The following is a 12,025-nucleotide window of genomic DNA, read 5'->3' as shown; positions in this document are numbered from 1 at the left end:
GCTAGAGCCGCGCGACCCGGCTGACGAGCGGCATCACGACGTGCCGCTGCTGGTCGTCGGGCCATAGGGCGGCGAGCTTCGCGAAGGCGTCGGCCAGCGCGGCCTCGCCCAGTTTCTGGGTCGCCGACCAGCTGCGGATCAGGCCGGCGAATTGGCGGCCGGTCCAGGCGAGGTGGATGGCGGCGGGGCTCAGCCGCACTTCCTCGCCGGGGAAGGGGATGGTGCGATAGCCCTCCATGATCAATCGGTTGCCCGCCGCCCAATAGGAATCGAGCGGCGCGAGGAAGTTGCGGGCGACCAGCGCGTCGACCTCCGGATCGACGAACGACCAGCCATAGCCGAGCGCCGCGACGATCCCGCCCGGCTTCAGAACCCGCCGGACCTGCGCGTAGAAACGGTCGAGATCGAACCAGTGGATGCATTGCGCCGCGAGCGCGAGGTCGCAGCTGGCGTCAGGGAGCGAACAGTCCTCGGCGGCTTCGACCGCGAAGCGCACGCGGTCATGCGGCTCGGCCTGGGCGATCTGCTCGGCGCTGGCGTCGGTCGCGACCACGCTGGCGAAATGACCGGCGAGCAGCCGCGCGGCCTGCCCGTTGCCGGTCCCGCAATCCCACGCCAGCCCACGGCCAGGCGCCAGCGCGGCAAGCTCGGCGATCGTCCGCTCGGGATACGTCGGCCGCGCGGCGGCATAGAGCTTCGCATGACCCGAAAACAGGTCAGGGAAGCTCATGGCTCACGCCGCCGCGTCGTCCTTTTTCTTGTCGGTGTAGACGCGCACGGGCTCCTTGGTGCCCATGACGACTTCCTTGTCGACATGCACCTCGTCGACCCCGTCCATGGTCGGCAAGTCGAACATGGTGTCGAGCAGGATGCCTTCGAGGATCGAGCGCAGGCCGCGCGCACCGGTCTTGCGCTCGATCGCCTTGCGGGCGACCGCATGGAGCGCTTCGTCGGTGAACTCGAGTTCGACGTCTTCCATGTCGAACAGCTTGCCATACTGCTTCACGAGCGCGTTCTTGGGCTCGACCAGGATCTTGACCAGCGCGGTCTCGTCGAGGTCCTCAAGCGTCGCGATCACCGGCAGACGGCCGATGAACTCGGGGATCAGGCCGAACTTCAGCAAGTCCTCGGGCTCGCAATTCTTGAGCACCTGGCCGGTCTTGCGCTCGTCGGGGCCGGCGACATGCGCGCCGAAGCCGATCGACTTGCCCTGGAGGCGGTCGCCGATGATCTTCTCGAGGCCGGCGAAGGCGCCGCCGCAGATGAACAGGATGTTGGTGGTGTCGACCTGGAGGAATTCCTGCTGCGGATGCTTGCGCCCGCCCTGCGGCGGGACGGAGGCGGTGGTGCCTTCCATCAGCTTCAAGAGCGCCTGCTGGACGCCCTCACCCGAGACGTCGCGGGTGATCGAGGGATTGTCCGACTTGCGGCTGATCTTGTCGATCTCGTCGATGTAGACGATCCCGCGCTGCGCCTTCTCGACGTTGTAGTCGGAGGCCTGGAGCAGCTTGAGAATGATGTTCTCGACGTCCTCACCAACATAGCCGGCCTCGGTCAGCGTGGTCGCGTCGGCCATGGTGAAGGGCACGTCGAGGATGCGGGCGAGCGTCTGCGCAAGCAGGGTCTTGCCGCAGCCGGTCGGGCCAATCAGCAGGATATTGGACTTGGCGAGCTCGACGTCCTGGCCGCCCTTGGCGCCGTGGTTGAGCCGCTTGTAGTGATTGTGCACCGCGACCGAGAGCACGCGCTTGGCGCGGCTCTGCCCGATCACATAATCGTCGAGAACCTTGCAGATCTCCGCCGGGCTCGGCACGCCGTCGCGGGTCTTGACCAGCGCCGACTTCGATTCCTCGCGGATGATGTCGTTGCACAGTTCCACGCATTCATCGCAGATGAACACGGTCGGGCCGGCGATCAGCTTCCTGACCTCATGCTGCGACTTGCCGCAGAAGGAACAGTAGAGGGTGCTCTTGCTGTCGCCGCCGGAAAGCTTCGTCATAATCGTCCTTGTCTGGGGGCGCCCGAAGGCAGCCACTCGCGAGCGATGCTAGCCCGCTTTCTCTCATTATCAAACTATCGGAAGGCTTAACGTGTTGCGGCCCCCGAAACATTTGAGTCCGGATATGGCGTGGGTGCATCGGTGCGACAAGGGAAGCCGCTCCGAAACAGGGACTTAGCGGTCAGCCTGGGAAGAAGGTCGTCAGCCAGAAGATCAGCGCGGCGACGGCGGCGCTGGCGGGGATGGTGATCAGCCAGGCGAGGACGACGTTCTGGGCGACCCCCCAGCGTACCGCACTGGCCCGGCGGGCGACTCCGGCGCCGATGATCGAGCCAGTGATCGTGTGGGTGGTCGAGACGGGGATGCCGAGCCAACTCGCCCCGAACAGCAGGATCGAGCCGCCGGTCGAGGCGGCGAAGCCCTGGTGCTGGTCGAGCTTGGTGATGCGGCTGCCCATCGTTTCGATGATCTTCCACCCGCCGGTCAGCGTGCCGAGGCCGATCGCGATGTAGCAGCTGATCGCCACCCAATGGGGCACTTCGAAGGCGCCGTGGAGATAGCCGGTCGAGAAGAGCAGCACGGTGATAATGCCCATCGTCTTCTGCGCGTCGTTAAGGCCGTGGCCGACCGAATAAGCCGCCGCCGAGACGAGGTGCAGCGTGCGGAAGGCACGATCGGCACCCCGGACGGTGGCGCGGCGGGCCGCCCAGCTCGAGACGAGCATCACGATCATCGCCATCGCCATTCCAAGCAGCGGCGCCAGCGGGATGAACACGAGGGTCTTGGTGACCCCACTCCACTGGATGGTGCCGAGACCCGCCGAGGCGAGGCCGGCGCCGACCAGTCCGCCGACCAGCGCGTGGCTCGACGACGACGGAATGCCCTTGAGCCAAGTGACGACGTTCCAGAACATCGCGCCGATCAGCGCGGCAAACACCACCGAGGGAGTGACGAGGTCCTTGTCGATGAGCCCCTTCCCCACCGTGTCGGCGACCTTGTGCAACGCCGGAAAGGCGAGCGTCAGGAAGTAGGCCGCGAAGTTGAAGAAGGCGGCGAACAACACCGCCTGGACCGGGCCGAGCAGCTTGGTCGCAACCACGGTCGCGATCGAGTTTGCGGCGTCGTGGAGGCCGTTCAGATAGTCGAACGCCAAGGCGACCACGATCAGGCCGACTAGCAGCGGAAGCGCGAGCTGATGCATCAGGCCCGAACCTCAGGCATTGTCGATGACGATGCCGTCGATCTCGTTGGCGACATCCTCGAAGGCGTCGACGATCCGCTCGAGATGCTTGTAGATTTCGCGCCGGACGGTGAACTGCATCGCCCCGCCAGTATCGCCGCCGAAGCGCTGGAAAGCGCTCTTGAGGCCGGCGCGGTGGATTTCATCGGCATGGCCTTCCATGCGGACCAGTCGCTCGGTCAGCTCGTGCAGGCGGGTGCCGTTGGCGCCGACGTTCCGCAGCAGCGGAAGCGCCTCGGCCATCAGCCGGCCGCAGTCGATGATGATCGCGACCATGTCGCGCATCTCGGGCTCGAAGGTCGAGAAGTCGTAAAGGTCGACCGCGTTGGCGGCGGCCTGCATCTCGTCGATTGCATTGTCCATCGAGCTGATCAGCGAGGTTATCGCGCCGCGGTCGAAGGGGGTCAGAAAGGTTCGACGGACGGTGTGGAGCATTTCGCGGATGATGTTGTCGGCGTCATGCTCGCGCTCGCTGATCTCGCGGATGTGCTCGGCGCGGTGGGCGCCGTCATTGAACAGCCGCCCGAGCGCATTAGCGGCGCCGCAGACGCTCTGAGCGTGCGCCTCGAACAGCTCGAAAAAGCCGCCGGTCTTGGGCAGCAGGCGTTGGAACCAGGCAAACATCGGACCTACCTTCGATTTTTCGGCCATGATGGAGAGCAGCGAAGCGCGCCGCGTGGCGGTGTTGAACTCCGCCGCGTTGAACGAGCGGATGAGGTCGGCAAGGTCAGGCTCCTCGACCATCCCGGCAGCCTCGGACAGGCTGAACCAGCGGCGAGTGCGTTCATGGCCTTCCTTCCACTCGGCCAACTCCTCGCTGACGCTGAGCGGATAGACGTCGACGTCGAACATCAGCGAGGCGCCGGTCTTGCGGCGCTTGCGGTAGCGGTAGGAGCCGAGCGGAATCGGGCAGACCGCGCCGCGGACGCCAGCTTCCTCCTCGGCCTCGGCGGCGGCGGCGGCGTGGGGGCTGAGCCCGGTCGCCTGATTACCCTTGGGGACGACCCAACGCCGGCTCTCACGGCTGGTGACGAGCAGGACGCTGACCGGCGCGTCGCGGCCCGGGCCGCCGGTGCGGTATGGCAGAGCGGCAATCTGGCGAATGGTCCCCTCCCCGCGAGCCATGGGCGTGACGCGAACGTGACGGCCCCATGACAGAACGGGCGGGAAGCACAAGCCTCCCGCCCGCCGTCAGGTCGTTCGGTCGTTGGCCTCAGGCCGGGGTGTCGGTCCCCGCGCCCGGGGTCAGGCCGGCGCCCTCGAAGTCGCCGCTCTCGGGACGCTTGTCGAACACCGCGTCGATCAGCCCGAAGTCCTTGGCCTCGTCGGCCTCGAGGAACTTGTCGCGATCCATCGCGAGCTCGATCTCCTCGATCGGCTTGCCGGTATATTTGGCGTAGAGCGAGTTGAGGCGCGTGCGCATGCGCAGGATCTCGCGCGCCTGGATCTCGATGTCGCTGGCCATGCCCTGCGCCCCGCCCGAAGGCTGGTGGATCATGATCCGGCTGTTGGTCAGCGCGACGCGCATCCCCGGCTCACCCGCGGCGAGGAGGAAGCTGCCCATCGAGGCGGCCTGACCGATGCAGACGGTGCCGACCCGCGGACGGATGTATTGCATGGTGTCGTGGATCGCGAGGCCCGCGGTGACCACGCCGCCCGGCGAGTTGATGTACATGAAGATGTCCTTCTTCGGGTTCTCGGACTCGAGGAAGAGCAACTGGGCGGTGATCAGCGAGGACATATGGTCTTCGACCGCGCCGGTGATGAAGATGATGCGCTCGCGCAGCAGCCGCGAATAGATGTCGAAGCTGCGCTCGCCCCGGTTCGACTGCTCGATGACGATCGGCACGAGGGCCGAGGCGATGTCCTGATGATCCATGAGGAAGATGCGATCCTGTATTGTGGTGACGCCTACATCGGGCGGTTGCGGGAGGAGTTCAAGCGGGGGTCGGTCCGCCCCTAAAATAGGAGGGCGGCCGTCACGAATGCCGACCGCCCCTTCCGTTCACGATGGCGGCCCGCCTACATCTTATAGGAAAGGCGGACGTAGCCGAAGCGGCCCGGCACGTCGTAGGTGGTCGGATCGAAGTTGTTGATGCTGCACGAGAAGCAGGGCGGCGGATCCTTGTCGAACAGGTTGTTCACGCCGACGGTCAGCCCCAGCCGGCGGTCGATCATCGACGGCAGGAAGGTCAGCTGGATGTCGGTGTAAAGCCGGCTGTTGAGCTTGTTGGGCCCGCCGGTGTTCGGATTAATCTCCGTCACCGAATTGATGTAGCGACCGGTGATCGCGACATCGAGGTTGGCGAGGCTCCAGTCGAGCGTCGCATTGCCCTTCCACTTGGGATAGGCCTGGTCGGGGCTGCCCCGCTCGGTCCCCTCGCGGTTGATGACGACGAAGCCGTTGGAGGCCGACAGCCGGTACTTGAGCAGGTGGCTGGCGTTGGCCGAGATGCCGACCCGGCCCCACGAGGCGGGACCGGTGCGGTAGTTCAGCGTCATGTCGATCGACTTGGTGCGGATGCTGTCGAGATTGCCCAGCGTGCCGTCGATCTCGTTGATGAAGCCGTTGGCCGTACGCTTGACCAGCGCGCAGCTGGCAGCATTGCCGAGCAATGCGCAATTGTTGAGCGTGACGTTGGGATCGACCGCGCCGATCGCATTCTTGAGCCGGATGTCGGAGTAATTGACCTCGACGTTGAAGTTGCTGCCGCCGCGCCGCGCCCATTGCGGCGAGAAGACGATGCCCGCGGTGAGGTTGCGCGACTTCTCCGGCTTGAGGTTGCGGTTGCCCTGCGTGATGACCGGCAGCTGGCCGCCCTGGTCCTCCGCATAGCTGCCGCTGGCCGGGACGCCGTCGGCGATGCAGTTGGCGCGCACGGTGGCATTGGTCGGGAACAGGCCGCCCGCCGCGCTGGTGCAGGGGTCGTTGGCCGGCAAGTCGAAGCGCGACCGGCCGCCGAACAGCTCGCCCAGGCTCGGCGCGCGGAAGCCGGTCGAGTAGGCACCACGCAGGAGCAGGTCCTGCACCGGCTTCCACAGGCCGGTGACGGTGTAGGTCGTGGCGCTGCCGCTGATCGAGTATTTCGAGTGACGGACCGCGCCATTGAGGTCGAGCGAGTAAGCGAACGGCTGCTCCTTGAGGATCGGCACCCGCATTTCGCCGTAGATTTCGTTGACTCGATAGTGGCCCGCCGCCGGCTGCGCCGGAATGTCGGCGCCAAGACCCGCGGCGACGATCGGGTCGGGCGTGAAGTAGGCGCTTTGGTAGCGATGCTCGATGCCGACCGCGACGCCGACCGGACCGGCCGGCAGCTCAAACAGGTCGCCGGTGAGGTTGGCGGTCAGGCCGCGCACCTTCTGCTGGCTTTGATCATGCTCGGTGAAGGCGATGTAGTTGAGCATCGCCGGCGTGATCGAGCCGTTGCCGCCGAACAGGTTCAAGGGCACGCAGCCCGCGGTAGCGAGGCAGGTTGAAAGCGGCCCGATCGCCAGCGCCACGCGGTCGGCACGGACGTTGCCGGTGAACGACTGGCGGGCGTTGTTGACGCCAAGGATGCCGTTGACGTCCCAATACCATTCATGCCCGAACAGCGGCACCTTGCCGTCAAGCGTGGCGTTCAGCGAGAAAGTGTTGACCCGCTGGTTGAAGGTCCGCTGGCCGGCTTCGACCAGGCGACGGGCGATGAAGCTATAATTGGGAGTGCGCCCGTTGGGCGTGCCGTCGGGGTTGAGCCCGCTTTCAAGCGTCACGCCGAACGGGTTGTACGGGTTGGTGACGTCGAACGAGAGCGTGTCGAACAGGCTGCCCGCGCCGTTGCCCGCGTCAGGTCCGATGAACAGCGGCTCGAACGCCGCCTGGTTCTGCGAAATACGGCGGTTCCAGCTGCTGCGGATGCGCAGGTGCGTGTTGGCGCCGAGGTCGGTCTTGGCGCTGACCCACACGCCGTAGCGCTTGTTGGGCGTCTGGAAGTAGTTGAACGGCGCGAAATTGAAGCGGTCGGCCGAAGTGAACGGCCGCAGTTCCGCCAGCGTCGGCGTGTTGTCGGGCGGGTTGGAGATGGTCTGGCTGCCGCGGAAGGTCAGGAAGCGGCCGTTGACGGCGGCGCTGCTGCACCCGCCGACCGGATCGGTGCAGCTGGTCTGTCCCGGATTAGGGAATTGCGAAATGGAGCGGTTCGCCGAGCGGACCGCTTCGGATTTCACATAGGCGCCGCCGACCGCGAACTGCAGCGGGTGCGACGTACCGTTGCCCCAGCTCGCCTGATAGTCCTGGGTCTTGCCGTCGCCGTACTTCAGGAACTGGCCATATTGCGCCGACAGGCGGAGGCCCTTCTGCTGCGACACGGTGATGACGTTGACCACCCCGGCGATCGCATCCGAACCGTAAAGCGGCGATGCTCCGGCCTGGAGCACCTCGATCCGCTCGATCATGTTGGCGGGGATCGAGTTCAGGTCGACGTTGGCAGGAATGCCGCTGGCGCTGGTCGCGTTAACGAAGCGAAGGCCGTCGACGAGCACCAGCGTGCGCTTAGCGCCGAGATATCGGAGGTCGATCTCGGCCGAGCCGGCTCCGACACCGCCGCCGTCGGGCGGATTGCCGAGGTTGCCCGAATTATTGACCTTGGAGTTAAGGCCGCCCGCCGCGCTCGGCAGGCGCTGAAGCACGTCGGCAACCGCCGACAGACCGGTCTTGGCGAGCGATTGCTGGTCGAGGGTGACGACCGGCGAATCCTGCGCGAGCGGATCGCGGCGGATGCGCGAGCCAGTCACCACCACCTCGTCGCCGACCGGCGTATCAGCCGCGGCAGCCTGCGCCGGCGGGACGGTCGGCTGCACGGCGGCAGCGACGGCGGGACTGGCGGCGAACGCGCTGGCGATGACGAAGGCGGCGCTGCTCGCGCGCAAATGGATGTCGCGGTGGTTCATGTCTCTTACCCCCTGCTTTCGCCAATTTCTGGCGGGCAGCGGCAAGGTGACCTGCTTACAGCGCGCTTCCCAGCGCTTTTCGCACTCGAAGCGGACTCTTTCGGGGGATAGTTGCTTTTGCGTTACAATCCGCTGCCCGGCGCGGGCAAAGCGAGATAGGCCAGCCGGCGGATTTCACGGCGACCGCGGGTGACGGTGTCGAGGATCAGCCCGGCGAAGAAGCACAGCACGGCGATGATCGTCATGCCGGTGACCAGCACGGCGGTCGGAAAGCGTGGCACGAGCCCGGTGTGCAAGTAGGTGGTGACCAGCGGCACCGACAGGACCAGCGCGGCGAGCAGCAGCGCGGCGCCGATCGTCCCATAGAACAGAGTCGGCCGCTCGACCCGGTAGAGGGTCCCGATCGTCTTGAGGATCCGCCAGCCGTCGCCATAGGTCGATAGCTTGGAGGCAGAGCCCTCGAGCCGCGCACCGTAGCGGGTGATAACCTCGCCCACCGGCATTCTGAGTTCGAGCGCGTGAACGCTCATCTCGGTCTCGATCTCGAACCCGCCCGAAAGGACCGGGAAACTCTTCACGAAGCGGCGCGAGAAAACCCGGTAGCCGCTGAAGATGTCGGTGAAGCTGCGACCGAACAGCCCGGCAAGCAACCCGGTGAACAGCTTGTTGCCGAGCACGTGACCGCCGCGATAGGCCGACTTGGCTTCGTGCTGGCGAGTGCCGACCACCATGTCGAGCTGGTCGGCCAACAACTGCTCGACCATTGCCGGGGCCGAGGTCGGATCGTAGGTGAGGTCGCCGTCGGCCATCACATAAACGTCGGCGTCGACGTCGGCGAACATCCGCCGGACGACGTTACCCTTGCCCTGCTGTCGCTCGCTGCGGACCACCGCTCCCGCCGCCCGCGCGACTTCGAGCGTCCGATCGGCGCTGTTGTTGTCGTAGACGTAGATGGTCGCGCGCGGGAGCGCGGCGCGGAAACCCGCGACCGTCTGCGCGATCGCGGCTTCCTCATTGTAGCAGGGCAGCAGGACGGCGACGCGCGCGGCTGCGGTCATGGCCGTCCTGCCCCTCTACCTGCCGAGCCTTACGCTTCGGCCTTTTTGCTCTTCTTGGCCGGCGCCTTTTCCGCTTTCGCGGCCGCCGGCTTCTTGCCCGCAGCGTCCTTTACCGGCTTGGCCGGCGTCGGGGTCGCCGGCTCCGCCTCGACCGCACCCTTGGCGGGCTTGGCGGGCTTGGCCTTCGCCTCCGGCTTGTCCTCGGCGGTGGCCGGAGCGGCCTCTTCGTTGACCGCAGCGGCCTTCTTGGCCGCCGGCTTCTTGGCGGCCTTGGCGGGCTTTGCCTCGTGCGCGTGGTCGTGACCGCAGTTCGGACCGTGGACATGGCCTTCCTCGCTCTCGAGGTCGGCCTCGACCTCGGCGCGGGTGGCGGCGCGGTCGGTGATCGCGGCCTTGCCGAACAGGAAGTCGACGACCTTGTCCTCGTAGAGCGGCGCGCGCAGCTGGGCGGCGGCCATCGGGTTCTGCTGGACGAACTGGATGAAGCGGTCGCGCTCGGCCGGCTCATACTGCTGCGCGGCCTGCATCATGATCCGCTGCATTTCCTGCTGGGTCACGTCGACGCCGTTGGCCTGGCCGATCTCGCTCAGCAGCAGGCCGAGACGGACGCGGCGCTCGGCGATCTTCTTGTAGTCGTCCTTGTCCTTTTCGAGCTCGGCCTTGGCGGCCTCGGGGTCGGCCTCGTGGCTAGCCTCATGCTCGAGCTGGTTGAGGATGTTCTGATATTCGGCCTCGACCATCGAGGGGGGCACCTCGAAGCTGTGCGTGTCGGCGAGCTGGTCGAGCAGGCGACGCTTCATGTGGGTGCGGGTGAGGCCGTTCAATTCCTGCGTCTGCTGGTCGCGCAGCAGGTTCTTCAACTGGTCGAGGTCCTGCAGGCCGAGGTTCTTGGCGAACTGGTCGTCGAGGGTCGCCTCGCTGCCCGTGTTCACCGCCTTGACGGTGACGTCGAAGGTGGCGTCCTTGCCCTTGAGGTTCTCGGCCGGATAGTCGGTCGGGAACGTCACGTTGAGCGTCTTGGAATCGCCGGTCTTCACGCCGACCAGCTGGTCCTCGAAGCCGGGGATCAGCGAGCCCGAGCCGATCTCCACGGCCATGTCCTCGCCGGTGCCGCCGTCGAAGGCGACGCCGTCGACCTTGCCGACGAAGTCGATCACGACCTGGTCGCCCTGCGCGGCCTTCTTCTTGGCGCCGGCATCAGTCCAGCTCTTCTGGCCGGAAGCGAGCTGCTTCAACTGCGCGTCGACCTGGGTTTCGTCGGCGTCGAGCGTCAGCCGCTCGAGCTTGAGGTCGTCGATCTGCGGGGTCGGGACCTGCGGCAGCGTCTCGAGGTTGACGGTGAGCTCGGCGTCCTTGCCGGGCTCGTAGCCGTCCTCCAGCTTGACCTCGGGCTGCATCGCCGGACGCAGGTTGTTGTCGTTGAGCAGCTGCTGGACGCCGTCCTGGACCGCGGTTTCGAGCGCCTGGCCCTGGAGCGCCTCGCCGTGCATCTTGCGGATGAGGTTGGCGGGCACCTTGCCCGGCCGGAAGCCCGGCATGCGGATCGTCGGGGCAAGCCGCTTGACCTCGGAATCGACCTTGGCATCGATCTCCGCGGCGGAAATCGTCAGCTTGTAGGCCCGCTTCAGGCCTTCGTTCAGGGTCTCGACGCTCTGCATGATGACTGTGCTATCCTATTGAATTCTGATCGGGTCTGAACCGGGGTTCGAAAACTCGCGGTGCGAACTTCGCCGTGCAAGCATCCCCCGGATGCTTGCACGGCGAAGTTGGTGCGCGCGGAGGGACTCGAACCCCCACATCTTGCGACAACAGGACCTAAACCTGCCGCGTCTACCAATTCCGCCACGCGCGCATCGGACCCGTGAGGCGGGAGGCCTATAGCAAGGCTGGGGCGAGGGGCAAGCGCAACCACCGCCGGTCCGCTTCGTTCAAAAGGGACAAGGAGTTTCCCGATGCAACAGCTGCCCCCCTTCCCCGACAACGCCCCCGAGCATGAGCCGGGCCAGCCCGCCACCCCAACCCCCGAGCCGGCGCGCCCGACCCCGCCCGGGCAGCCGACCGAGGTGCCGAGCGAGACTCCCGGGGCCGAGCCGCCGATCGACGTCCCCTCGCCCGGCGGGCCGGACACCAACACCCCGCCGACGCCGATCTCGCCGGTCAGCTAGGCGCGCTCAGCGGCGGCGGGCGCTCACCACCATCGCCTCGAAGTCGGGCAGCGCGGCGGCATAATAATGCGACCGCGCGGCATCGAACTGGATGAGGTAGAGCCTGCCGTCGATCACCGCGCCGACCGCCCGCCCCTTGCGCCACAGCTCGTCGCTGTCGAGGTGCTCATAGTCGTATTGGAAGCCCGCCGCGCCGAGGAACGGGCGCGGCGCCAGGTTCAGCGTGCGCCACTCGATCGCGCCGCCCTCGATCCGGTAGAGGCTCTCGAGCAGCGAGGCGATCTCGGGCGGGGTCATGGTGGCGCGGAAGCGCGGCACCTGGCGATCGGCCTTGCGCTCCTGGTGGATAATGCGCTTGTCGTTGGCGAGGCCCGAGACGAAACTGATGCTGTCGAGATAGGGGCCGTTGAGCGTCCAGTCCTCGACCGTGCCGATGTCGGTGAAGCTGCTGCGGCTAGCGCGGTTCCATTCGCGCGGAGACACCACGGCCATCGCGCCATTGCCGACCGCGACGACGCGGTTGGGGCGGACCAGCGAATAATAAGCGAAACCGCCGAGGCCGTTGGGTCCGCCCGAACAGGCGGCAAGGGCGAGCGAGATGCCCGCAAGTAGAGCGTGGCGGCGGACACGCATG

At 66.4% G+C, this 12,025-nt stretch carries 10 protein-coding genes and 1 tRNA gene; 1 reads left to right on the top strand and 10 read right to left on the bottom strand.

Annotated features, from left to right (window positions below):
• Window position 1 precedes the first annotated feature (1 nt).
• The 9 genes from GCU42_RS01905 to GCU42_RS01865 form a co-directional block, all read right to left on the bottom strand.
• Complete coding sequence (locus GCU42_RS01905; RefSeq protein ID WP_114228098.1) at window positions 2-730, bottom strand: class I SAM-dependent methyltransferase; 729 nt, start codon at window positions 728-730, stop codon at window positions 2-4.
• 3 nt (window positions 731-733) lie between these two features.
• Window positions 734-1,999 (bottom strand): ATP-dependent Clp protease ATP-binding subunit ClpX, encoded by a 1,266-nt coding sequence (gene clpX, locus GCU42_RS01900; protein WP_114228099.1) that lies wholly within the window; start codon window positions 1,997-1,999, stop codon window positions 734-736.
• 181 nt (window positions 2,000-2,180) lie between these two features.
• A complete protein-coding gene (locus tag GCU42_RS01895) occupies window positions 2,181-3,200 on the bottom strand; it encodes an inorganic phosphate transporter (RefSeq protein ID WP_114228100.1) in 1,020 nt (339 codons plus the stop codon).
• A 12-nt stretch (window positions 3,201-3,212) separates the two neighbouring features.
• The gene (locus tag GCU42_RS01890; RefSeq protein WP_114228101.1) at window positions 3,213-4,364 is read right to left on the bottom strand and encodes a DUF47 family protein; all 1,152 of its coding nucleotides are present in this window, start codon (window positions 4,362-4,364) and stop codon (window positions 3,213-3,215) included.
• 88 nt (window positions 4,365-4,452) lie between these two features.
• Window positions 4,453-5,118, bottom strand: a complete 666-nt coding sequence (locus tag GCU42_RS01885) for an ATP-dependent Clp protease proteolytic subunit (protein WP_114228102.1) — start codon at window positions 5,116-5,118, stop codon at window positions 4,453-4,455.
• 143 nt (window positions 5,119-5,261) lie between these two features.
• Window positions 5,262-8,168: a TonB-dependent receptor domain-containing protein gene (locus GCU42_RS01880; protein WP_114228103.1), complete on the bottom strand. Its 2,907-nt coding sequence runs from the start codon at window positions 8,166-8,168 to the stop codon at window positions 5,262-5,264.
• 122 nt (window positions 8,169-8,290) lie between these two features.
• Complete coding sequence (locus GCU42_RS01875) at window positions 8,291-9,226, bottom strand: glycosyltransferase family 2 protein (protein ID WP_114228104.1); 936 nt, start codon at window positions 9,224-9,226, stop codon at window positions 8,291-8,293.
• Between the two features lie 29 nt (window positions 9,227-9,255).
• Window positions 9,256-10,884 carry a trigger factor gene (gene tig, locus GCU42_RS01870; RefSeq protein WP_114228105.1) on the bottom strand — a complete coding sequence of 543 codons (1,629 nt, stop codon included), beginning with the start codon at window positions 10,882-10,884 and terminating at the stop codon, window positions 9,256-9,258.
• 109 nt (window positions 10,885-10,993) lie between these two features.
• A tRNA-Leu gene (locus GCU42_RS01865) sits at window positions 10,994-11,078 on the bottom strand.
• Between the two features lie 100 nt (window positions 11,079-11,178).
• Here GCU42_RS01865 and GCU42_RS01860 point away from each other — a divergent pair.
• Window positions 11,179-11,391 (top strand): hypothetical protein, encoded by a 213-nt coding sequence (locus GCU42_RS01860; RefSeq protein WP_114228106.1) that lies wholly within the window; start codon window positions 11,179-11,181, stop codon window positions 11,389-11,391.
• A gap of 6 nt (window positions 11,392-11,397) precedes the next feature.
• Here GCU42_RS01860 and GCU42_RS01855 read toward each other — a convergent pair whose 3' ends face one another.
• A complete protein-coding gene (locus GCU42_RS01855) occupies window positions 11,398-12,024 on the bottom strand; it encodes a hypothetical protein (RefSeq protein WP_114228107.1) in 627 nt (208 codons plus the stop codon).
• Window position 12,025: the final 1 nt, after the last annotated feature.

Origin of the sequence: Sphingomonas ginsengisoli An et al. 2013, assembly GCF_009363895.1 — a bacterium.
Lineage (GTDB): Bacteria > Pseudomonadota > Alphaproteobacteria > Sphingomonadales > Sphingomonadaceae > Sphingomicrobium > Sphingomicrobium ginsengisoli.
Note: the sequence above shows the minus strand (reverse complement) of the source record. Positions and strands in the feature narration are given on the sequence as shown.